At 63.6% G+C, this 23,396-nt stretch carries 20 protein-coding genes; 15 read left to right on the forward strand and 5 right to left on the reverse strand.

Annotated features, from left to right (window positions below):
- The first annotated feature begins 221 nt into the window (after nucleotides 1-221).
- The 11 genes from FHX11_RS13005 (at nucleotide 222) to FHX11_RS13055 (ending at nucleotide 11,243) form a co-directional block, all read left to right on the forward strand.
- The gene (locus tag FHX11_RS13005; RefSeq protein WP_184358042.1) at nucleotides 222-1,067 is read left to right on the forward strand and encodes an ABC transporter ATP-binding protein; all 846 of its coding nucleotides are present in this window, start codon (nucleotides 222-224) and stop codon (nucleotides 1,065-1,067) included.
- Complete coding sequence (locus FHX11_RS13010; RefSeq protein ID WP_184358043.1) at nucleotides 1,064-2,098, forward strand: iron ABC transporter permease; 1,035 nt, start codon at nucleotides 1,064-1,066, stop codon at nucleotides 2,096-2,098. The genes FHX11_RS13005 and FHX11_RS13010 overlap by 4 nt, the downstream gene beginning before the upstream one ends.
- Nucleotides 2,095-3,147 (forward strand): iron ABC transporter permease, encoded by a 1,053-nt coding sequence (locus FHX11_RS13015; protein WP_184358044.1) that lies wholly within the window; start codon nucleotides 2,095-2,097, stop codon nucleotides 3,145-3,147. Before FHX11_RS13010 ends, FHX11_RS13015 begins: the two co-directional genes overlap by 4 nt.
- Nucleotides 3,148-3,155: 8 nt before the next feature.
- Nucleotides 3,156-4,124, forward strand: coding sequence for an ABC transporter substrate-binding protein (locus FHX11_RS13020; protein ID WP_184358045.1), 969 nt, complete (start codon nucleotides 3,156-3,158; stop codon nucleotides 4,122-4,124).
- An 82-nt stretch (nucleotides 4,125-4,206) separates the two neighbouring features.
- A complete protein-coding gene (locus tag FHX11_RS13025; protein WP_184358207.1) occupies nucleotides 4,207-5,097 on the forward strand; it encodes a MurR/RpiR family transcriptional regulator in 891 nt (296 codons plus the stop codon).
- A 332-nt stretch (nucleotides 5,098-5,429) separates the two neighbouring features.
- Nucleotides 5,430-6,200, forward strand: coding sequence for a transporter substrate-binding domain-containing protein (locus FHX11_RS13030; RefSeq protein WP_246780991.1), 771 nt, complete (start codon nucleotides 5,430-5,432; stop codon nucleotides 6,198-6,200).
- A gap of 29 nt (nucleotides 6,201-6,229) precedes the next feature.
- A complete protein-coding gene (locus FHX11_RS13035) occupies nucleotides 6,230-6,979 on the forward strand; it encodes an amino acid ABC transporter permease (protein WP_184358047.1) in 750 nt (249 codons plus the stop codon).
- Nucleotides 6,976-7,749 (forward strand): amino acid ABC transporter permease, encoded by a 774-nt coding sequence (locus tag FHX11_RS13040; protein ID WP_184358048.1) that lies wholly within the window; start codon nucleotides 6,976-6,978, stop codon nucleotides 7,747-7,749. The genes FHX11_RS13035 and FHX11_RS13040 overlap by 4 nt, the downstream gene beginning before the upstream one ends.
- Nucleotides 7,750-7,759: 10 nt before the next feature.
- On the forward strand, nucleotides 7,760-8,548 hold the full coding sequence (locus FHX11_RS13045; RefSeq protein WP_184358049.1) for an amino acid ABC transporter ATP-binding protein: 789 nt from the start codon (nucleotides 7,760-7,762) through the stop codon (nucleotides 8,546-8,548).
- A gap of 11 nt (nucleotides 8,549-8,559) precedes the next feature.
- Nucleotides 8,560-9,900, forward strand: a complete 1,341-nt coding sequence (locus tag FHX11_RS13050) for an MmgE/PrpD family protein (protein WP_184358050.1) — start codon at nucleotides 8,560-8,562, stop codon at nucleotides 9,898-9,900.
- Between the two features lie 44 nt (nucleotides 9,901-9,944).
- The gene (locus FHX11_RS13055; RefSeq protein WP_184358051.1) at nucleotides 9,945-11,243 is read left to right on the forward strand and encodes an LLM class flavin-dependent oxidoreductase; all 1,299 of its coding nucleotides are present in this window, start codon (nucleotides 9,945-9,947) and stop codon (nucleotides 11,241-11,243) included.
- Between the two features lie 106 nt (nucleotides 11,244-11,349).
- Here FHX11_RS13055 and FHX11_RS13060 read toward each other — a convergent pair whose 3' ends face one another.
- Nucleotides 11,350-12,657: an MFS transporter gene (locus FHX11_RS13060; RefSeq protein WP_184358052.1), complete on the reverse strand. Its 1,308-nt coding sequence runs from the start codon at nucleotides 12,655-12,657 to the stop codon at nucleotides 11,350-11,352.
- Between the two features lie 575 nt (nucleotides 12,658-13,232).
- Between FHX11_RS13060 and FHX11_RS13065 the strand changes: the two genes are divergently transcribed.
- From FHX11_RS13065 to FHX11_RS13080, 4 genes are read left to right on the forward strand one after another with little or no spacing between them, the layout of a single operon-like run.
- Complete coding sequence (locus tag FHX11_RS13065) at nucleotides 13,233-14,432, forward strand: acyltransferase (RefSeq protein ID WP_184358053.1); 1,200 nt, start codon at nucleotides 13,233-13,235, stop codon at nucleotides 14,430-14,432.
- 16 nt (nucleotides 14,433-14,448) lie between these two features.
- The gene (locus FHX11_RS13070; RefSeq protein ID WP_184358054.1) at nucleotides 14,449-15,549 is read left to right on the forward strand and encodes a glycosyltransferase family A protein; all 1,101 of its coding nucleotides are present in this window, start codon (nucleotides 14,449-14,451) and stop codon (nucleotides 15,547-15,549) included.
- 25 nt (nucleotides 15,550-15,574) lie between these two features.
- Nucleotides 15,575-16,576, forward strand: coding sequence for a glycosyltransferase family A protein (locus FHX11_RS13075; protein ID WP_246780992.1), 1,002 nt, complete (start codon nucleotides 15,575-15,577; stop codon nucleotides 16,574-16,576).
- 6 nt (nucleotides 16,577-16,582) lie between these two features.
- Nucleotides 16,583-18,370, forward strand: a complete 1,788-nt coding sequence (locus tag FHX11_RS13080; protein WP_184358056.1) for an ABC transporter ATP-binding protein — start codon at nucleotides 16,583-16,585, stop codon at nucleotides 18,368-18,370.
- Between the two features lie 42 nt (nucleotides 18,371-18,412).
- Here FHX11_RS13080 and FHX11_RS13085 read toward each other — a convergent pair whose 3' ends face one another.
- The 4 genes from FHX11_RS13085 to FHX11_RS13100 form a co-directional block, all read right to left on the reverse strand.
- On the reverse strand, nucleotides 18,413-19,744 hold the full coding sequence (locus FHX11_RS13085; protein WP_184358057.1) for an NtaA/DmoA family FMN-dependent monooxygenase: 1,332 nt from the start codon (nucleotides 19,742-19,744) through the stop codon (nucleotides 18,413-18,415).
- A 77-nt stretch (nucleotides 19,745-19,821) separates the two neighbouring features.
- Nucleotides 19,822-21,495, reverse strand: a complete 1,674-nt coding sequence (locus FHX11_RS13090; protein WP_184358058.1) for an ABC transporter ATP-binding protein — start codon at nucleotides 21,493-21,495, stop codon at nucleotides 19,822-19,824.
- Complete coding sequence (locus FHX11_RS13095; protein WP_184358059.1) at nucleotides 21,492-22,361, reverse strand: ABC transporter permease; 870 nt, start codon at nucleotides 22,359-22,361, stop codon at nucleotides 21,492-21,494. Before FHX11_RS13095 ends, FHX11_RS13090 begins: the two co-directional genes overlap by 4 nt.
- A gap of 10 nt (nucleotides 22,362-22,371) precedes the next feature.
- Nucleotides 22,372-23,373, reverse strand: a complete 1,002-nt coding sequence (locus tag FHX11_RS13100; protein WP_184358060.1) for an ABC transporter permease — start codon at nucleotides 23,371-23,373, stop codon at nucleotides 22,372-22,374.
- Between the last annotated feature and the right edge of the window lie 23 nt (nucleotides 23,374-23,396).

The following is a 23,396-nucleotide window of genomic DNA, read 5'->3' on the forward strand; positions in this document are numbered from 1 at the left end:
GAAAAGAGCATTGCCGACCACCCCGGCACTCCCGCCAGAAATACAGATTTTTCAACGTGATAAAGCACCATCTACATTATCGGCCCCATGCACCGGTCTGCTCCCGTCCTCCATTTCCAAGATAGGCGGGCAAACAATCCGGGAATTTACAACAGGGAAAATTTGACTACTACACTCAGGAATATTCTTGCTCAAAACGGAAGATCCACGCGAAAAAGCTGATGCGCATAGGACGGAAAGACAGACCGGAGCCACAGGGGGCCACCACGGCCACCCCGCTATCCGTCGAGGACATCGCCGCCGGTTATGGCCGCCGGCTGATCCTCGACGGCATCTCGCTTTCCGTTCCCGAGGCAAGCATGACCGCTCTCCTGGGGCCGAACGGCTCCGGCAAGTCGACGTTGCTTTCCGTCATGGCGCGGCTGCTGACGCCGGCCGGTGGGACGGTCAGCCTGGACGGCAAGGCGCTCCAGGCCATGCCGACGCGGGACGTCGCGCGGAAACTGGGCCTTCTGCCGCAAAGCCCGCTGCTGCCGGAGGGACTGAGCGTCTACGATCTCGTCTCGCGCGGGCGTTACCCGCATCAGGGCTTTCTCCGGCAATGGACCGAGGCCGACGAAGCGGCGGTCGAGCACGCGCTGACGGTGACCGATACGCTCCAATTCGCCACCCTGCCCGTCGATAGTCTTTCCGGCGGCCAGCGCCAGCGCTGCTGGATCGCCATGGCGCTGGCGCAGGAAACGCCGATCATCCTGCTCGACGAGCCCACCACCTTTCTCGACCTGCATTATCAGGTGGAAGTGCTCGACCTGCTGCGGCAGCTCACCCGCGACCATGGCCGCACCATCGTCACCGTGCTGCACGATCTCAATTTCGCCTTGCAATATGCCGACCGCCTGATCTTCCTGAAGGACGGCGCGATTGCCGGCGTCGCCGAGCATCCCGGCGATTGCAGCGCCGAACTCATCCGCGAGGTCTTCGATACGGAGGTCGTCCGGCTGGCTCACCCCGAAACCGGCATGCCGCTTTTCCTTCCCTCGACGAAGCGCGGCAAGAGGCAGGGATGAGCGCGGTTCAACTTTCGGGCCAGGCCGCGCCATGGCGGGCGCGCCCCGCGCGCAGTCTTTTCGCCATGGCGCTGTTGATGGCCGCCATTCTGGTGCTGGCCTCGATCCATGCCGGCATCGGCGCGCGTCCGGTGGCGCCGGCAACGCTCATCAAGGCTGTCTTTGCCTTCGACAGCCACAATTTCGAGCACCAGATCCTGATCAAGCTGCGGCTTGCCCGTCTGGCGGCGGCGCTTCTGGTCGGCTCGGCGCTCGGCGTTGCCGGGCTGCTGCTGCAATCGCTGCTGCGCAACCCGCTGGGAGAGCCGCATATCCTCGGCCTCAATGCCGGTGCCAGCCTCGCCGCGGTGCTGACCAGCGGCCTGCCCTTTCTCGCCGGCGGCCTTGCCCGTCCGCTGGTCGCGGCCCTCGGCGCCGGCCTGCTCTTCGCCCTCGTCATGGCGCTGGCCTCGGCCGGCCGATCCGGGCTCACCATGCTCAAGGTCACATTCTGCGGCATAGCGCTTTCGGCGCTTGCGTCTTCCCTGACCTCCGCGATCCTGATCCTCGATGAAGAGACGCTGCAGGAGATGCGGCTATGGCTTGCCGGCGACCTCGCGGGCATCGGCTACGATCTGATCGGCGCCGCAATCACGCCCATCCTGGTGGGGATGCTGCTCGCCTTCGTCATCTCGCCGCGCCTCAACGCGCTGGCGCTCGGCGATGCCGCCGCGACCGGACTTGGGGTGCCGGTCAGGAGCACCCGGCTGATCGGGCTTGCCGCCACGGCCCTGCTCTGCGGCGCCTCCGTCTCCATCGCCGGGCCGATCGGCTTCATCGGTCTCATCGTTCCCAACGCGGCCCGCCAGCTTTCCGGCGGCGATCTGCGCCTCGCATTGCCGCTTGCCGCTCTTGGCGGCGCGGCCCTGCTGCTTGCCGCCGACATCGCCGCACGCATGCTGCTGAACCCGCATGAGCTTGCGACCGGCATCATGACGGCCATCATCGGCGCGCCGATCTTCATTCTCGCCGCCGCGAGGTATTTCCGATGAGCGTCGCGCGACAGAACGGGTATCGTCTCGTCTCATTGGGACCGATGTCGCACCGCATCCATATGCGCTGCGTCGCGGCGCTCGGCCTGCTTTGCCTCTTCGTCCTTGCCGCCGCCTTCATCGTGGCACCGCTCGGCAGCCATGAAGCCGGCGTCCGCGAGCTTCTGGATGTGCTCTTCGATCCGGCCCATGCGACCGGCGAGGGTCATCGCATCATCCGCGATCTCCGGCTGCCGCGCATCGTCATGGCCTTGCTGGCCGGCGGGATGCTCGGACTTTCCGGCGCCGCGCTGCAATCGCTGACACGCAACGGCCTTGCCGATCCCGGCCTGCTCGGCGTCAAGGAAGGCGCAAGCCTTTCGGTGGTCGCGCTGATGCTGCTCATGCCATCCGCCGGACTTTATCTGCGCCCTCTTGCCGGCATGGCTGGCGGCTTCCTGAGCGCGCTGCTGGTCGCCTCGATCGCCCGCGACCTGACCCGCATGCGATTCGTGCTGATCGGCATCGGCCTCTCCTGGCTGATGTCGGCCGCCCTTTCACTGATCCTGACCACCGCCGATATCCGCGACGTGCAGACGGCCATGGTCTGGCTGGCCGGCAGTCTCAATGCCGTCTCCTGGGATATCGTCCCCATCGCGCTTGTCTGCGCGTCGATCGGCGCCGTCATCCTGTTCCTGACTGCAGCCGCGGCCGATGCCGCCCTGCTCGGAAACCCGCTGGCAACGGCGCTCGGCGTGCCGCTGCGGCGACTCTCGATCCTGCGCTTCATCGCGCCGGTACTTCTGACCGCCGCCTGCGTGTCCTGCGTCGGCAGCCTCGGCTTCGTCGGTCTTCTTGCCCCGCACATGGCCCGGCTTGCGCTGCGCGGCGGCGGCCAGACCGCGCTTCTCACCGGCAGTGCACTTTTCGGCTCGGCCCTCGTGCTGATTGCCGACAGCATCGGCCGCCTGGCCTTCGCCCCCCTTCAGCTGCCCGCCGGCATCGTGCTGGCCGTCGTCGGCGTTCCCGTCCTGCTGCTTCTGCTCTGGAAGCGCCGCGACCTTCTTTGAGGATGATCATGTTCCGTCGTTTTGCCGCCGCCCTTCTCGTGCTCGCCGTCACGGCAATACCCTTGCTGGCGCAGGAGATCGAAAACCGCAGCTTCATCGACGATCTCGGCCGCAAGGTCGAGGTGCCGGCCCATCCGCAGCGCATCGTCTCCATGCACGACCTCGATATTACCATTCCCCTGATCGAGCTCGGCGTGCGCCCCGTCGCCAGCCACGGACGCATGGGAAGCGACGGCAAGGCCTATCTGCGCTCGGGTCCGATCCTGACCGGTATCGATTTCGACAATTCCGGCATGCGCTACATCGGCGCCACCACCGTCGATCTCGAAGCCGTGGTATCGGCAAAGCCCGATCTCATCATCACCGAACCCGGCCGCACGACGCCGGTCGAACAGCTGGAAAAGATCGCGCCGACCGTCGTCATCGACAATACGATCGGTAGCGCACCGCATATCTACGAGCGCCTCGCCGATCTCACCGGAACGAAGGAGCGGCTCGCCATCCTCGACCGGCGCTACCGGGCGCAGATCGATGAGCTGAAACAGGTGATCGACCCCTCCAAGATCACCGTCTCCGTGCTGCAGGCACAGAACGGCAAGATCAGCATCTATCATACCTACCGTGCTCTTGGGCGCGTGCTGCGCGATGCCGGGTTCCGCTTTCCCGACATCATCGAGAACATTCCGGAAGGCGGGCGGATCGAGGTCAGTGCCGAGCGGCTGCAGGAGCTCGACGCCGATTTCATCTTCGATACCTATCGTTCCGACACCGGCGGGACGCCCGCCGAGGAGATCGACGCGATGAACAAGGTGCTGCCGGATTACTGCCAGTTCCTCGCCGCTTGCCGCGAAGGGCGCTACATCCTGCTGCCGCGTGAGGAGGCGATCTCCAACTCCTACGCCGCGCTCAGCCTGATGGTATCGATGATACAGTCGCATGTTGCCGGTCGGCCGGGCCTGAAACCACAGCGGCAGTGACGCCCGAGGCTTTCAAAATCCGCCGGAATAGGACAATGTGCCTTCCTTAACATGACTAGATGAGGAAGGTATCTTGCCGGCCATGGACGCCGCCCCCAGAATCCAGAAGACGCGCCGCATCGACCGCTTCGGTGAAAGGCTGAGGAACCGCCGCGCCTCACTGTCGCCAAGCCTGCTCAGCGTCGCCGATTATATCGACCAGCATCGCCACGCCATCCTCGGCAAATCCGCGCTGGAAATCGCCAACGAAACCGGCACATCCGACGCGACGGTCATCCGCGCGATCCAGGCGCTGGGCTTCGAGGGACTACTGGACCTCAAGGACACGCTGGAAGCCCATATCGGCGAAACGGATTCGCCGTCCGAAAAAATGGCGACGACAACGCGCGAGTTGAGCAGCGATGCCGATTCCGCCATCGATTTCGTCATCAACGATCACCGCCACGCGATGGAAGCGCTTTCCTCGCCATCCAACCGCCAGGGCATGGCCGATGCCATCGCCGTCATCCTCGGCGCGAAACGCATCGGCATTTTCGGCATTGGCGCCTCCGGTGTGCTGGCGACCTACGCGGCCCGCCTCTTTTCCCGCAACGGCTACCCTTCCTACGCGCTCAACATGACGGGCATAGCGCTTGCCGAGCAGCTCCTCACCATGGAGGAAGGCGACGCGCTGATCATGATGGCCCACGGGCGGCCGCACCGCGAAGGCATGACCACCATCACCGAGGCACAGCGCCTGGGTATCCCGATCGTCATGCTGCTGGGACAGGAAGAGACCGTGCTGCGCAAGCATGCGAATGCATCGATCATCATCCCCCGCGCCAAGGTCGAGCATGTCGCCTTGCATGGCCCGACCCTTGTGTGCCTGGAGGCAATGATGCTGGCGCTGGCGACCGCCGCTCAGGAAACGACCCTGCAATCCCTCGACCGCCTGCTGAACCTGCGCACATCCATCCGCCCCAGCAAGCGCTGATCGAGCCTATCACATTGACGGAAAAGGATTTCTCCGGAGGAGACGAGCTTGCATGCGACCATAGAATTGACCGCATCGCGAAACGCCGGATCAATACGACGAATATTCTGGTGATGATTGCGGGAAAGAGAGTTGTTCTCTTAAAATCCATATATTATGTGGGTAATTCATTTCACAAAGCCGCAAGAAATAGCATGCTATTTCTCGCCCGCCCCTGTCCCTCTCTCTAGTTTCCGCGCCGACTAAGGAGTTTTGAACCCATGAACTTTGCCAAGCGAACTTCGACAGCCCTTTTTGCTGCCGCCCTTTCCGTCGGTGCGCTTTTCAGCACGATGGCCCATGCCGATGCCACGCTCGACCGCATCAAGGGACGCGGCGCGCTCACCGTCGGCGTTATCCTGTCCGGCGCGCCCTTCGGCTATATCGATCCGACGAACCAGGAGCAGAAGGGATACAATGTCGACCTAGCCAAGGCGCTGGCCGACAAGCTCGGCGTCAAGCTGGAAACGGTGACGGTAACTCCGCCGAACCGCGTGCAGTTCCTGCAGCAGGGCAAGGTGGATATCCTGATCGCCAACATGCAATACACCGAGGAACGCGCCAAGATCCTCGATTACGTACCGACGCCTTACGATCGCAGCGGCGGCGCCGCCGTCGGCCGCAAGGACAGCGGCCTGAAGGACTGGAGCGACCTGAAGGGTAAGCCGGTCTGCATTTCCCAGGGCTCGAACTACGCCCAGCCGCTTGCGGAACAATACGGCGCGGAAGTGAAGGGGCTGCCGAGCCAGCCGGAATCGCTGCTGGCGCTGCAGGGCGGCAATTGCGTCGCCGCCGTGCATGTCGGCGCTACCCTCGGCCTGCTGCTGCAGGATCGCCCGGAAGAATGGAAGGACTATACCATCCTCTTCCCGACCGAACTGATCCCGTCCGATTCGGTGATCTGGCTGCGCAAGGGCGAAAGCGACACCAGCGCCGCGCTCGACAAGATCGTTCGCGAGCTGCATGCCAGCGGCAAGCTCCTCGACTATGCGAAGGCCAACCGGCTGCTCAACACCGCCTATCTCGAGGAAGAGCACAAGAAGCTCCAGACCGAGGGCAAGTGACGCTATTCGTCGCTTGAAGGAAGGCGAGCATGGAGAATTCTCTTCTTCAGGCCTTCATAGACTGGACGGGCAAGATCGGGCTCCATTACGAGTTCCTTGCCAGCGGTTATGAGGCACAGATCTGGCGTGGTGGTTTCATCACCACGCTTTATCTCATCGTGCTGTTGATTCCGGTCAGCCTCGTGTTCGGCCTGATCTTCGCGGCCATGCTGACTTCCAGCCGCAGACTGGTATCCGTGCCTGTCCGTGCATTGATTGAGATCACCCGCAATACGCCGACGCTGGTGCAGCTGATGTTCAGCTTCCTCGTGCTGAACACACTCGTCTCCAACATGCTGGGGGGAGCGCAGCACAATCCGCTCACGCCCTTTTTCTGGGTCGTGGCCGTGGTCGGCCTGCATGTCGCCGCCCTGCATGCCGACGCCATTCGCGCCGGCATCGAGGCCGTACCGGACCAGACGGTGGAGGCGGCCCGCGCCATCGGCTTCAACCGCCTGCAGATCCTGCGCTTCGTATCCGTACCGCTGGCGATCCGCGCCTCGCTGCCGGCGATCGTCAACAATCTGATCAATCTGGTGAAGCTGACCACCGTCGGCAATGCGATCGCGGTCAGCGAGATCACCTATGCCTCGATCATGGTCTGGACGCAGCGCGACAATGTCGTCGAGCTGATGATCGTCATCCTTCTGTTCTTCAGCGCCATCAACCTGGCCGTCGCCCGCATCGGCCATTGGGTCGAAAAGCGCCTGGCGGTGCCTGGATTCGGGGTGGGATCATGATCGGTACAAAAAACCTTCCCGCCCAGGTACATAACCGGCTGCCCTGGCTGTTCGCCGCGCTGGTCGCTCTGGCCGTCATCTGGCTGCTGGCCGACCTGTCATTGCTCAAGGTGCTGGTCGAATGGCTGCCTTATCTCGGCAGCGGCTTCCTGATGAACATCCTGATCAGCCTGCTCGCCATGACGGGCGGCACGATGGTCGGCGTCATCTTCGGCATTCTGGAGCTCGCGCCACTGAAGATCGTCCGCTACCCTGTCGTCTTTTATGTGCAAGTGTTCCGCAATGCGCCGCATCTGGTGCTGATCTTCGCCACCACCTACATCTTTCCCTTCGAAGTCGTCGTGTTCGGCCATTACCTGCCCTTCCCCGACTGGCTGAAGGCAGTGATCGGGCTTGCCATTCCGGCCAGCGCCTATGTGGCCGAAATCACGCGCGGCGCCATCCAGTCGATCCCCACCACGCAGTGGGAAGCCGCCAAGGGACTTGGTTTTTCAAGGCTGCAGGCCCTGCGCTGGATCATCCTGCCACAATGCGCCCGTCGTTCTCTGCCGCCCTGGATGAACCTCTTTTCCTCCATCACCATGGGGACCGCGCTCGCCTCGCTGGTCGGCGTTCACGAACTGCTGCATGCCGCCACCGACGCCAGCACCGCCGTTCGCCGGCTCGATTTCACCGTGCTTGCCTATGTCGTCGTCATGACGGCCTTCTTCGTTCTTTGCTATCCTATTTCCAGCCTGACGCGCCGCCTCGAGCGTCGCCTGAAAGCATGAGGAGCTGGGCATGAGCCAAGCTGCGACCAATCTGATTGTCGAACTCGCCGACGTGCACCTGTCCTTCGGTCCCACCGAGGTCCTGAAGGGCATCGATCTACAGGTGGAGCGGGGACAAACCGTCTCGATCATCGGCCCGTCCGGATCGGGCAAGTCGACCATCCTGCGCTGCATCAACGCGCTGGTGACGCCGCAATCCGGCCGCATCACCGTCAACGGCGCCCGTGTCGACCAGATGACCAGCGAAGCCGAGCGCATCAAGCTGCGGCAGAAGATCGGCATCGTCTTCCAGCAGTATAATCTCTTCCCGCACCTGACGGTCATCGACAACATCACGCTGGCACCGACCCGCATTCTCGGCATCGGTCGGGCGGAAGCCGAGCGTCACGCGAAGGACCTCCTGGCACGCGTGCGCCTCTCCGAAAAGGCGCAGATGTATCCGGGCCAGCTTTCTGGCGGCCAGCAGCAGCGCGTGGCGATTGCCCGCGCGCTTGCCATGAAACCCGACCTCGTCCTGTTTGACGAGGTAACCTCCGCGCTTGATCCCGAAACCGTCGGTGAGGTGCTCGCCGTCATCCGCGATCTCGTCAAGGAGGGTATGACGAGCATTCTCGTGACGCATGAAATGCGTTTTGCCGAGGAAATCAGCGACGTCGTCGTCTTCACCGAAAACGGCCTCATCGTCGACAAGGGCGCGCCGGAGGCTATCTTCCAGAAATCCGCAAACCCACGCATCCGCCGCTTCGTCAACGGGCTGGCGGGCGCGCGCAGCTCGCTGGAGGATGGCGAGGGCATCTGAAGGGATCGATCATGGACAGGACCTTTCCGCTCACCACCGCCTTTGCCGAGGCCATCATTTCCTCCGAGCCTCTGAAGGACGAAGCCGCCGTTCAGGCGGCCCGCACCGCGATCATCGATTGGCTGGCTTGCGCCTTCGGCGGCGCGCTCGACCGGACGACGCTCATCCTTCTGGAGCAGCTATCTCCCGGCAGTGGCAATGCGGTGATCATCGGACAGGAACGCCGCACCGATGCCTTGACGGCCGCGCTGGTCAACGGCCATGCCGGACATGTGCTCGACTATGATGACGTGCATTCCAGCGTGCGTGGCCATCCGACGACGGTGGTCGTTCCGGTGCTGCTGGCACTTGCCGCGGACGTGCAGATGTCCGCCGAGCAGTTGATCGCTGGCTATATCGTCGGGCTCGAGGCCATGGCCCGCCTCGGCCTGTCGCTCGGCATGAAGCATTACGAGAACGGTTTCCACGCGACGGCAACCCTCGGTACGATCGGCGCGGCCGCCGCCGTCGCGCATGTGCTGCGATATTCGGTCGAGGAAACCGCCGTGGCGCTCGGGCTTGCCGCCACCCATTCCAGCGGATTGCGCCTGCAGTTCGGCCACGACGCCAAGCCCTATCACGCCGGCATGGCGGCGCGCTCCGGCCTTCTCTCGGCGAGACTCGCCAGAGCCGGTTTTGGCGGCGCCAGGGATTTTCTCGACAATCACATCGGCTTCTTCTCCGCCTTCGCCTTCGGCGAGGAGCGTCCGCAGGCGGCGGTGGAAAACTGGGGCTCCCCGTGGCAGATCGTCTCGCCTGGTCTGACGCTCAAGGCCTTTCCCTGCTGCACGGCAAGTCATCCCGTCGCCATGATCGGCCTTCAGCTGCATCAGGAAGGTTTGCGCGCGGATACCATCGAATCCGTGACGTTCACCTTCCCGCCGGGCGGCGATGCCGCGCTGGTTGTGAGAAACCCGACCACCGGGATCGACGCGCGCTTCAGCCCCGAATATGTCTTCGCCGCCGCCCTCATCGACGGCGTGCTGCGGATCGATCATTTCGGCGAGACGCCGGTGCGCGAGGACCTGATGGCCGTTGCCCGCCGCGTAGGGCGCCGCCATGACGAAAGCGCCCCTCGGCTTTCCAATGACCCGAAGACGCGCTTCGTGATTGCCGAGGTGAGCCTCGCGGGTGGCGACCGGCTGACCCGCGAGTTCAAGGGGCTGCCGGGCCTCAGCGACCCCACCGGCAAATTCCGTGACGCCACTGGCAACCATCCGGCGGTTTCAGCCGTTCCGGAGCTTGCGCAGACGATGCGGAGCGAGGATGATCTCCATCGCTTCCTCGCCCTGCTCGGCCAACGTCTGACCTGATGCTTTTCCGCAATTCCAAGGCATGAAACCCAAGGCATGAAACCATGAGCAAGACCCGCAAGATCCATCTCGGCCTTTTCCTGCAGGGAGCCGGCCATCACGTTTCCGGCTGGCGCCATCCGGACGCCGAAGCCGGCAGCGAGAATTTCGACCTGCTGCGCCGCGTGGCGCAGATGGCGGAAGCGGCCAAGTTCGACATGCTTTTCCTGGCCGACGGCCTGACGAGCGGTGTCGATGCCCACCCCTCGATGATCGCGCGCTTCGAGCCACTGACCTTGCTCGCCTCGCTTGCCATGGTCACTGAAAAGATCGGCCTCGCCGCCACGGCCTCCACCACCTATGGCGAACCCTATCATCTCGCCCGCGCCTTCGCCTCGATCGACCATTTGAGTCATGGACGCGCCGCCTGGAATATCGTCACGACCTCCTATGCGCGCACCGCCGCCAATTTCTCCAAGAGCCATCCGGAGCATGACGAGCGCTATGCCGTCGCGGAGGAATTCGTCGACGTCGTGCGCGGCCTCTGGGACAGCTGGGACGACGATGCCTTTCCGAAGGACAAGGAAAGCGGCGTCTATGCCGATCCCTCCAAGGTGCATGTGCTCGATCACCAGGGCAAATATTATACGGTCAAGGGCCCACTCAACATTCCCCGCTCGCCGCAGGGACATCCGGTGCTGATCCAGGCCGGCTCGTCGGGTCCCGGCCAGGACTTGGCGGCGCGTACCGCCGACATCGTCTTTACCGCGCAGCAGAGCCTCGACGAAGCGCAAGCCTTCTACAAGAGCCTCAAGGGCCGGGTTGCCGGCTTCGGACGCGATCCCGACAGCGTGGCGGTCATGCCGGGTTTCCTGCCCGTCATCGGCAAGACGGCGGCCGAGGCCCGCGAAAAGCTCGATGTCCTCAATCGCTGGACGGATATCAAGAGCGCCATGCCGCTTCTCGAGGAGCGCATCGGCCATAGCCTCGCCGACTACGATCTCGACGGCCCGCTGCCGGACCTGCCGATCTCCGACCAGCTGCGCAGCCGCGCCGAACTGCTCACCGAACTGGCACGTCGCGAGAAGCTGACGATCCGCGAGCTCGCCCTGCGCGTCGCCGCCGGCCGCGGTCATCATATCGTGCTCGGCACGCCAATCGAGATTGCCGAGCGCATGCAGCAATGGTTCGAGAATGGTGCGGCCGACGGCTTCAACGTCATGCCGCCCTTCTTCCCCGGCGGTCTCGACGACTTCACGCGCGACGTGGTGCCGATCCTGCAGGAAAAGGGCCTCTTCCGCACCGAATATGAAGGCACGACGCTGCGCGATCATCTGGGCATTCCGCGCCCGGCGCTCGGCTGAGCGTCAAATGCAAAAGACCGGGGCGCCATGAGCGCCACCGGTCTTCATCATCGATAGACTGAGAAAGTCCGCCTTCGTCAGCGAAGGCGGACTTTTCCGCTCTACATCAGACCCGAGCCGGGTCTCTGCCGTTCAGATCCTGCGCGGCCGTCACGCGGGCGACGATCCGGCCGACAAACAGCACCAGTATCGCGGCGGCGGTCAGGCAGGCGGCCAGGAAGAACATCGGCGCGATCGTGCTGCCCGTGCTGTCCTTGATCCAGGGCACGACGTTCTGCGCGATGAAGCCGCCGAGATTGCCGATGGAGTTGATCGCCGCAAGGCCGGCGGCCGCACCCGCGCCCTTGAGGAACCGCGACGGAAGGCTCCAGAAGACCGGCTGCCCGGCAAAAATGCCGGCCGCGGCCACGCAGAGGAAGGCGAACTGTATCGTATGGTTCGGAATGATGGCCGAGAGCACCAGGCACGCCGCCCCGACCAATGCCGGAATGACGATATAGGGCGTCTTCGAGGATGCCTTGTCCGCCATGGACGGCACCACATAGAGGGCGATGGCGACCAGGGCCCAGGGAATGATGTTGATGAAGCCGTTGGTGGTGTTGCTGACGCCAAAGCTCTTGACGATGGTCGGAAGCCAGTAGCTGAGCCCATAGGCAGCCAGCGGAAAGCCGACATAGCACAGCGCCATCAAGAGAACGCGCGGATTGACCAATGCCCGAAAACCGTCCGATGAATGCTGTTCCATGCCTTCATTTTCGGTCGCAAGACGCTGCTTGAGCCAGGCCTTTTCCTCCGGCTTGAGAAAATTCGCCTTTTCCGGCAGGTCGGACAGATAGAAGAACGTCACGACACCGGCGAGGATGGCGGGAACGCCGGTGATGATGAACACCCACTGCCATCCGGCATGGCCGTAAAGGCCGTCGAGATCCAGCAAGGCGCCGCCGATGGGCGCCCCGATCGCATTCGCCAAGGCGCTGAAGATCATGAACAACCCGACCATGGTGCCGCGATAGGCACGGGGATACCAGAGCGTCAGAAGATAGAGAACACCCGGAAAGAACCCCGCCTCGCAGGCGCCGAGCAGGAAGCGCAGGATATAGAACATGGTCGGATTCTGCGTATAGGCCAAGGCGACCGTGACGGCGCCCCAGGAAACCAGAATACGCGCGAACCACTTGCTCGCACCGAACCTGTCGAGGAGCAGGTTGCTCGGAACCTCGAACAGGAAATAGCCGATGAAGAAGAGCGATGCGCCCAGACCATAGGCATATTCACTCATGCCCAGCGCGTCCACCATCTGCAGCTTGGCGTAGCTGACATTCTGACGATCGATATAGGCGATCAGATAAAGGACACCCAGAAAAGGCATAAGCCGCCAAGTGATCTTGGAGATAAGCTGCTTTTCATCCACCACGTCGTTTCCTCCTAAACTTGCGCTTGACCACGTACATAGCGCAACTCAGCCTTTATCAATCCAAAAGCAATCAGAAAAACAAGCTGCGAAACGCGAACTTTGCAGCCTCATCCACTAGCAATAGAAAAAAGCGGCAAAGGCTGCGAAATGCCGCCCCTGCATATTCCAATAGGTAGGCCCATCCATCGGATATCCCTCATGAATTGCATAATGCTCATATAGGGTTGACGATGAAGGGATCAGCCGCAACATTGCGTTGCGGGCCGCCGATCCATCGCGATTGCGGGACGGTGGTTCCTCAGATGAATGCCAAGCGTCTTGAATGCGAAGGAATGGATATTTCCGAATTTTCGAAAACATGGCCATTTGTTTCAAACACGTGATCGAACACCCGCCAATTGCACCGCAAACGCCCCAGTTTGGCCGGATTCGCTTACGAACGCTGGAAGGGTTGCTTGACGGTTCATCGGTCCGCGCGGGGCGTAAAGAAGAACAGTAGACGCAAGCGGCAAAATATCGGGGAGTTGGCGCCGTCGAGGAGAGTGTCCGGCAAAGGCTGAAAGCCAGGGGTGTCTATGTCGAATACACGCGACCGCCAATTGGACGGCTTGAGAACTCTTGCCGTCAGCATGGTATTGTACGCGCATTTCGTCGCCGCCGACGGTTCCATTTGGGGCCATCTCGGCGTGCGTCTGTTTTTTGTCCTCAGCGGCTTCCTGATCACGCGGCTATTGCTGGAAGCGCGCGCCGATTCCCGCTACCAGCCGGCAACGGCGCTGAAGGCCTTCTATATCCGCCGCGCGCTGCGCATATTCCCACCCTATTTCGCCATGCTGGCCTTCATCTGGTTCGTCAACCTCGAAGGCGCCCGCGGCAGCCTGAAATGGCACGCGCTTTACCTGTCGAACTACTGGTATGCCCTGCGCAATGAATGGACGCCCTGGGTCCTGTGCCACACCTGGAGCCTCAGCATCGAGGAGCAGTTCTATATCGTCTGGCCGCTCGTCATCCTGCTGGCGCCGCGCCGGCTGATCGAACGCATCTGCATCGCCGTCATCGCCTGTTCGCTTGCCTATCGCCTCTGCTGGCCGCTGACGGGAACGCCCAACCTGATGCGCGATCTGCTGCCTTCGGCCTCGATGGACGCGCTGGCCGCCGGCGCGCTGCTTGCCGCCTATCGCAGCAGGACGCAAGCTTGGCCGCAATGGATGCGGCTGGGCTGGATGCCGTTGGCGGCCGCGGCCGCCGTGGCGCTATGGCTGAGGCCCGATCCCATAAGCCCGATCCTCGACTGGACGATCTGGATCGGCTCGGAGGTTTTTCCGCTCGTGCCGCTCGTCATGCTGGTCGGCAACGGTTCCTCGGGCTTTCGATCTCCCATCGGCCGGCTGCTCCAGCTGCCGCCGATAACGGCCATCGGGCGGATCAGCTACGGTCTTTATCTTTTCCATCCGATCGTGCTCGCCCTGATCGTCAAGGCTCAGCCCTGGATTCCGGTCAACGTCTCCGAGCAGGGAGCCGGCCGCTTTGTCATCGGAAGTGCCGCGACTTTGCTGCTTGCCTCGGTCTCCTGGCTGGTTTTCGAAAAGCCATTGAACAATCTCAAGCGCTACTTTCCCTATATTGCCCGCAACCATCAGAGCTCTGCTCCATCGACCGCCATCGCCGGCGAGCCGCTGGAGCATCGACACGGCGCTAGGGCATACGAACCGGCGCTCTATCGCCGTGATCACGGCAATCGCGGTGACGCCGTCCAAACCTCTGATTTTCAATAGATCGACGAGCTGAAGAATGTTTGTTCCATTGGTCTCCGTGCTGCTGCCCGTCTATAATGGCGAACCCTATCTTGCCGCCGCTCTCGAGAGCATCCTGCGGCAGGATTACCAGCGCCTCGACGTCATCGCCATCGACGATGGTTCCACTGACCGTTCGCTCGACATCCTGCAGCGCTATCGCCAGGCGGATGGCCGCCTGCGCATCGTCTCGCGGGAAAACCGCGGCCTTATCGCGACCCTCAACGAAGGCATGACCATGGCGCAAGGCGAGCTGATCGCCAGAATGGATGCCGACGACATCGCCTATCCCACCCGCTTTTCGCGCCAGATCGCCCTGTTCCGGGAGCGGCCCGAGCTCGCAATCAGCGGCACGGGCGTCGACCGGCTGATCGGCAACCGGCTCGTGCGCGGCACGCCCAATCCGCTGCATCAATCGGCGGATTGGCATGTCTTGTCGATGTTCTACACCGTCTTCATGCATTCGACGGTGATGTACAACCGCAATGTCATCCCGGCGGACATGCTGACCTACGACGCAAGCTACGTGCATGCGGAGGACTTCGATCTGTTCCGGCGCATCACCCGCACCTTCCCCGCCGCCATGATCGACGACAGCCTGGTCGCCTATCGCGTTCACGACGAAAGCGTCACCAACAAGCACAAGCGGCCGATGCGCCGGACGCATCTGACGATCGCCGCCGAAAATCTGGAACTCGAATCCCTGATCGACGATCCCGATGCGCTGCACGCTATCGGCGCGGCGGTGACGCCGGACACGGTGCGGCGTGTCGCCGACTGTCTCCGCTCCATCGAAGCGAAGATCGCAGGTCCTGCGCCGGCATTGCCAAGCTACGAGGAAGGACTGATGTGCTTCTTCTATTTCCTCTACCAGCTCATCGCCGACGAGAAGCAACCGCAGCTCACGCATCAGTTCCTGACGCAGACCGGGAAATGGCATACGATCCGGCGCCGGGAACGCTATGGCCTGCGCGCCGCCGCCTACGCGCCCTGGTGCAGCCGCATCTGGAGCGACGCCAGCCTGCGCCTTGATGCGCTGGCAAGATACAAGCAATCGGTGCCCGCCAGGAGCGTGCCGTCGCTGCAGGGGCTCGCCTGACATGGCCGGGGAACGTTCCGAAACCATGCGGGAGCGTGCACAGCCATCCGCAAAGCCGCCTCGATCTCCCGCGGGCCGTGAGCCCACGGCGAGTTTCATCGTCTGCACCCGCAATCGTGCCGAAGCGCTCGAGGCCTGCATCCGATCGATCGAAGCCACCTGTCGTCTGCATGCTTCGATCACCAGCGAGCTTATCGTGGTCGATAACGGCTCGACCGACGGCACCGCCGAGCGACTGGCCCGCATCGCCGCCACGTCGAGCATGACGATCATAGCCCTGAACGAGCCGCGCCGCGGTCTCGCCGCGGCCCGTAATGCCGGGATGGAGCGGTCGCGCGGACGAATCCTTATCTTCATCGACGACGATTGCGAAGTGGATGTGCACTACTTGCGGGATCTGGAGCGACATTACGCGGCCGGCGAAGGCTGCGTCATCCGGGGCGGCCGCGTCGAACTCGGCAATGCGCTCGACCTGCCCTTTACGATCAAGCGCTCGCCACAACAGGCCCGCTTCAGCCCCGACATCCATCCGGGCGGCTTCATTCTGGGCTGCAACATGACGATGCACCGGGAGGTCGCCCTGCGCGTCGGCCGTTTCGACGAGCGCTTCGGCGCCGGCAGCGTCCTGCAATCGGCCGAGGATACCGATTATATCGTCCGCGCCTTTCAGCTCGGCATCCCCATCGAATATGTGCCAGACATGAGCGTTCTTCACTATCACGGGCGCAACACACGGGAGGCGATCGAGCGGCTCCACCGCAACTACAGCCTCGGAAACGGCGGGCTCTGTCTGAAGCACCTGTTCAGGGCGCCCTGGCTCTTGCGGCATTTTTACTGGACTTTTCGCTCGGCCTGGCGGGAATCATGGGGCGGATCGCGCTTCGATCCGGAAGTGTCCTTGTCTCACTGGCCGATCGTGTCCATGAATTTGCTGGGCGCGGCCGAATTCGCGCGGCTCGCCATGACAGGCCGGCCCCGGCGGCCGGATGTGGACCAGATCAAACAGGCAACCCGCTCGCTGAGGTGATCCGCCATGCTGAAACTCCTTCTGCCGGGCCTGCAGATCCTGCGTCGGGCGCTTGGCCGGCAGATGCGCCTGTTGCCTGTCGTCGTCGTTTTCGGCCTGATCGGCGCCGTGCTCGAGGGTACCGGCATCGGCCTCATCATTCCGATGTTGAGCATCATCGGCGGTCAGAAGGACCCGACGGGGCTCGGCGGATTTTCCGCCCTTTTCCAGCAGGTGGGCTCGAGCCTGGATGATCGCCAGAGGCTGATGGCGATTGCCGCCTGCATCCTGGCATTGATCACGCTGAAGAACATCCTTGCCTTCGCCAACACGGCGCTCACCACCTTCATCTATGGCAAGGCCGGCCACGCGATCCGCAGCGCGCTGGCCGATCAGCTCTTGAAGATCGGCTATCCCTTTTTCCTGCAGGAAACCCCCGGCCGGCTGCTGAACATCATCTCCAACGAATCCTGGCGGGCATCGGACGCGATACAGACCGTGCTCGGTACGATCGTGAACGCATCGGCGGCAATCATCCTGCTCGCCTTCCTGCTGCTCTTGTCCTGGCAGATGACGCTCTGCGTTGCGATCGGCCTCATCCTCGTGCAGGTCGCGCATGCCTTGCTTTCCTCCACGCTGAAAATGCCGAGCCGTGACGTCACCTCCTTCAACAACGAGCTCGCCAGCAGGATGCTGCATCTCGTTCATGCCGGTCGGCTGATCCGGGCTTTCGGCCAGGAAGCGCGCGAAAAGGCGATCTTCGATGGAGCATCGAACGCCGTTCGAAAGGCGGGCTTCATCCTACAGACCCGCCAGGGCGCCCTGCCGCCGCTGACGGAGGTTCTGCATTCGGCGCTCTTCCTTGCTGTCGTGGTGAGCGCATGGTCATGGGGCGTCAGCTTTCCGATCATCGTCGCCTTCGTCGTCCTGCTCTACCGGCTGCAGCCGCATGTGCGCGCCCTACAGCTGGCCTGGAGCCAGGTGCAGGGCTGGAGCGGTTCGCTGGAGGAGGTCCGCTGGCTGCTGGACCCCACCGCCAAGCCGAAGCCGCCGGCGGGCACGGAGCCCGCGCATGGGCTGCATGACGCGATCAAATTCGAGGGCGTGACCTTCAAATATCCAGGCGCGGCTTCCCGGCCCGTCGTGCTGCGCTCCGCCAGCTTCGAAATCCGCCATGGGCGCTCGACAGCGATCATCGGCCGGTCCGGTGCCGGAAAGACGACGATCGTCAATCTTCTCTGCCGCTTTGTCGAACCCGACGAGGGCGCGATCCTGATCGACGGGCTGCCGCTCAGCCGCATCGACCCCGCCCAATGGCGCAACCGGATCGCGCTTGCCAGCCAGGACCTGGAATTGGTGGACGGAACCATTCTTGAAAACATCGCCTATGGGCGCAATGCCTCACTCGCCGAAGCGGAGCGCGCCGCCAGGCTTGCCGAGGCGCACGAATTCATCGAGACACTCCCCGACGGTTACGAAACCGTCGTCGGCTATCGGGGCGCCAGCCTGTCGGCCGGGCAGCGGCAGCGGATCGCGCTGGCAAGGGCGCTGGTGCGCGATCCCGACATCCTCATCCTCGATGAAGCCACCAATGCCATGGATGGCCTGTCGGAAGCCGCCATCGTCGAGACGCTGAGATCGCGCGCCGGACGCCGCACGACGATCGTGATCAGCCATCATCGCAGCACCATCTCGTTCTGCGACGATGTCGTCATCCTCGGCAGCGGCCGCGTCCGCAACCAGACCCCCTTCGCCGACGTCGCATCCCTGAGCATGGACCAGCTCTACGAGCACGAGGTGTTGGAAAAGCCTTGAGTGCGCCAATAGCCGCTCGCTCAAAGTCCGGACAAATGGGCCTTATCGCCCGCTTGCCTGACGAACCGCCGGCTCCTGCGCAATCCAGGGCTTCGGCAGCTCGAGATTGGCGCGGAAATCGCCGCTGAGATAGTCGCTGTCGAGAAGCGAGCGCTTGCGCAGTTCGGGCAGCAGCCCGTTCAGCAGCAAATCCTCCTGGTCCGGATTGCCCAAACCGTGCAGGGAAATCACATCGAGCGCGCCGGCGCGGAAACGTTCCTCTATCGCGTCGGCAAGCTTTTCCGGCGTGCCGGCGACCGACCAGTGGCCCGTCTCCTGCGCCTGGATGATCAATTCGCGCAGGCTGAGCCCCTGCTGCGCATAGCGCCGAAAGATCTCGACGCGGCCGCGCCGGCGATTGACGCTATCGACCTCCGGCAGCAGGCTCGCCGGCAGCGGCTGATCGAGCGGCAGGTCCGCAAGGTCGACATCTCCGCCGAGCATGTCGGCAAGCTTCAGCCGGCCCTTCTCGTAGTCGATCCGCTCATGCTTTTCCTTCAGCCGGCGCGCGACGTCGGCATCGCTTTCGCCGATCACGGAGTGGAACGAGTTCATGACAAGCGGCAGGTCGGCGCCGCGTCCGAAGCCGCGGGCCTGCCGCCGCAACTCGCCGACGAAGGCAATGGCCGCGTCGAGCGTCGGCTGTGACGTGTAGACGACCTCGGCATAGCGCGCGCCGAGCGTCACGCCCTCGGCCGACTGGCCCGCCTGGAACTGCACCGGCCGGCCCTGCGGCGGCGGCGGAACGTTCAACGGACCTTGCACCTGAAAATGCTCGCCACGATAGTCGATGCGGTGCAGCTTGCCGGGATCGACGCTGATCGATCCGCCGGAACCACGCCTGACCGCCGCCGGATCGTTGGCGTCGAAAAGCGCGTTGATCACCTCGATGAATTCCGCCGCCCGCGCATAGCGCTTGGCCGGATCGGGAATGGTTTCACCGCCGAAATTCTCCTCGCCGACGGAGGAAGTAACGGCATTCCAGGCCGCACGGCCGCCGCTGGCATGATCCAGCGTCCCGATCAGGCGGGCGAGATTGTAGGGATGATGATAGGTCGTCGATACGGTCGCGATCAGGCCGATATGGGAGGTCACCTGGCTCAGCGCCGCCAAGGCCACGATCGGCTCCTGCGTGCCCGTCGTGCCCGAAAGCCCGTCGGGATCGGCCTGCAGCAGGTCGGCCGTGAACAGACCGGTTATCTTTTCCGCTTCCGCCTTGCGGGCAAGCTCGACGGCACGGAGAGCGCCGGTCACCGGGCTTGCATCATTGGGGGCGGAGACGAAATTGCCGGCACCGACCAGTGTCTTCAGGCGGCGTGGACGGGCGATACTCATGGGGCAGTACTCCTGTTTTCTCAAATACGGATTCGGCCATGCAAATCGCTGTATTCGCCGATTTGCGGCCGTGCAGCTCAAGCCAGCGCCGGAACGGCCTCCAGCAGAGCCTGCGTGTAGCTATGGCGCGGCGCCGAAAAGACCGTGCCGACATCTCCGGTCTCGACGATCCGCCCCTCCTTCATCACCACGACGCGATCCGTCAGATGGTGGACGACGCCGAGATCGTGCGAGATGAACAGGAGAGAGGTGCCGGAAGTGGCCTGAAGCTCCGCCAGCAGATCGAGGATCTGCGCCTGGATGGAGACATCGAGGGCGCTGACCGGCTCATCGGCGACCAATAGCTTCGGACGTGGGGCAAAGGCGCGGGCTATGGCGACCCTTTGCCGCTGTCCGCCCGAAAGCGCGCGTGGATAGCGGTCGAGGAAACTGGCTCCAAGGCGGACGGCATCGAGAACCTCGATCACCCGCTCTCTTCGCTCGGCTCCGAAAATGCCAACCGAATCCAGGCTTTCGCCGACAATCTTTTCGATCGTGTAGCGCGGATCGAAGGAGCTTAGCGCATCCTGGGCGATCAGCTGGATGCCGGCGCGCTGGGTCCGGCGCTGCGCCTCCGTCAATCCGCTCCAGGGACGTCCGTCGATCAGCACCCGGCCGGCATCGGTAGCCGTGAGCCCCAGCACGATGCGGGCGACGGTGGTCTTTCCCGATCCCGACTCGCCGACGATGCCGAGGGCTTCACCGGCGGCCAGCCTGAACGACACATCGTTGACGACCAGCGATGCCGAAGATCCGCTGCCATAGCGTTTCGACAGGTGCTCGGCGACAAGCATGCTCCGCCGCGCATCGATCTGCTTGGCGGGAAGAGGAATTCGCAGCCGCTCGGCGCCCCTAGCCTGCGCCGGCACCTTGATCGTTTCAGCCGGCGAGACGTCCTCGCTTCTCGGCGCCAGCCGGTAGCCGCGCGAGCTCGCCGAGGGGATCGCATCGAGCAACTGGCGCGTATAGGGATGGCGCGGCGCCGAGAGGATCTCCTCCGTGCGCCCCTCCTCCACGACCTCGCCATTGCGCATCACCAGCACCCGGTCGGCAAGCTGCGAGACCACCGCGAGATCATGGCTGATCAATAGCAGCGTATGCCCGGCCCGCCGGCGCTCGGCCAGAAGGTCGAGGATTTGCTTTTGCACGGTCGCGTCGAGTGCCGTCGTCGGCTCGTCGGCGATGACGAGAGCGGGCTGCCGGGCAATGGCGGTGGCGATCAGGGCGCGCTGGCGCAGGCCGCCGGAAAGCTGATGCGGATATTGCGGCAGGCGCCGCTCGGGGTCGGAAATGCCGACGGAACGCAGCAAGGCGACACTGTCGCCCCGCAACTCGCGCCGGCGCAGGAAACCGCGATGCCCGGTCGCATCCGCCAATTGCTGCGATATGCGGCGCAGCGGATCGAGAGAGACCAGCGCATCCTGCAACACCAGGCCGACCTTGTGCCCCCTCAGGCGCCGCCAGTCCCTTTCACCGAAACCGAGCACGCTTTCGCCATCCACATCGAAGACATTGGCGCTGACTTTCGCACCGGGACCGGTCAACCCGACGAGCGAGCGCGCCGTCACGGACTTGCCGGAGCCGGACTCGCCGACGAGAGCGACGGATTCCCCGCGATGAATGGTCAAGTCGAAGTCGCGGACCACGACATTCGGGTTGCCCGATTGCGGAAAGGCGATGGACAGATTGCGGATATGGACGAGTGGGGTCATGCGCGCCTCCTGCCTTCGAAAGCCGCCTGCCATTGGCGCCCGAGAACGCTGACGGAAATCACCGTGAGCGTGATGACGACACCCGGCCAGGCGCCGATCCACCAGGCGACGCGCAGATAGTTGCGTCCCTCCGCAAGCATGGCGCCCCATTCCGGCGTCGGCGGCTGCGGCCCCATGCCAAGGAAGCTCAAGCCCGCGGCACCGATGATCGCGGTGCCCAAGCCGATGGTCGCGAGGATCGGCACCTGGGCGATCGCATGCGGCAGGACATGCCGCAGGATCAGGACGGATGGAGCCAGGCCAAAGGTTCTGGCCTGCTCGACATAGCCGGATTCGGCGATGACGAAGGTTTGCGCGCGCACCACTCTGGCGAAACGGGGGATGGAGGCGACACCGAGCGCGAAGATGAGATTATAGGTGCCGGGGCCGGTGAAGGAAATCAGCACCAGCGCCAGCAACAGATCGGGGAAGGCGGAAACCACGTCCAGGAAACGCGTGACCACCTCGTCCACCAGCCCACGCGCTAGGCCAGCGGCGAGGCCGAGGATCGATCCGACGACCGCCGCGATCACCACGGCGCTGACGCCGATCAGGATGGAATAGCGGGCGCCGTGGACGACGCGGGAGAAAACGTCCCGGCCCAGCTGATCCGTGCCGAACCAATGTGCCGCACTCGGCGGCAATTGTGCCTGAAGCGGCTCGGCGGCGATCGGATCATAGGCGCTCAGCAGATGCGGCGAGACGGTCGCGAATGCGATCAGCAGCAGGAAAACCGTCGCGACCAGCAGGCCGGGATGGGCCGCCGCCGCAAGGATGCGTCGGGATCGGGAAGCGGAGACGGGTGGAAGCGTGGTCGAGAGTGTCATCGCCTGCCCCTCATGTCCGCGCGCGCAAGCGCGGGTCGAGAAGCAGATAGAGCACATCGACCAGGGTGCTGAGCACGACATAGATGAAGGCCGACAGGATCGCGACGGCCAGCACGACAGGCAGGTCCTTTCCGAGCACGGCATCGACGGTGATCTTGCCAAGCCCCGGACGCCCGAAGACCTGCTCGGTGATGACAGCGCCGGACAGGAGGCCGCCGATCAGCCAGCCCGTCAGGGTGACCGCCGGCAGGGCGGCGTGCCGCAGACCGTGGCGCAGCCTGAGCGTTAGCGCATTTGCGCCCCAGCTGCGCACGGTGAGCGCGAAAGGCTCTTCCAGCGCCCGCTCCAGCCCTTCGCGCAGCACCTGTCCGATGACCGCGCCAAGCGAGAGGCCAAGCGACAGTGACGGTAGTACGAGCGCTGAAAAAGTCCTGTCGCCGGCCACGGGGAAGAGCTTGAGCGTGAAGGAAAAGACGAACAGCAGGACGATGCCCAGCCAGAAGGAGGGGGTGGAAACGAGCACCAGTTCGAAACCCCCGGCGATACGCCGCGGCCAGCGCCGCCCGGCGGTGGCAACCGCGCTCACCACCGCGAAGACGACGGCGACGACAAGGGCGGCCGCCGTCAGCTTCACCGTCGGCCAGAGCTGGGACAGGACCAGGGTCGAAACATCAGTCTGCAGGATGTAGGAGCGCCCGAAATCGCCGTGCAGGATACGTCCGAGATAGGCGAGATATTGCGCATAGAGCGGTTCGTCGAGGCCCCATTCGGCGCGGATCGCCGCCTCCACCGCCGGCGTGCGGAGCTGTTCGCCGATCAGGAGATCGACGATATCGCCCGGCGCGATATGCAGGCTGACGAAGCTCAGCGTCACCGCCGCCCATAGCACGATGATCCCCGAGCCGACGCGGGCCAGGATCTGCGAGGGCAGCGTGCCGCGTGCAAACGACAGACGCCCCAGCACCCCCGAAGCCGGCGCATGGCGAATGGCTGTCACATTCTCAACGTCCATATCTCTTGCTCCTATGGCCCTCC

It is taken from the genome of Rhizobium sp. BK602 (assembly GCF_014195095.1).
In the GTDB taxonomy this organism is placed as follows: domain Bacteria; phylum Pseudomonadota; class Alphaproteobacteria; order Rhizobiales; family Rhizobiaceae; genus Rhizobium.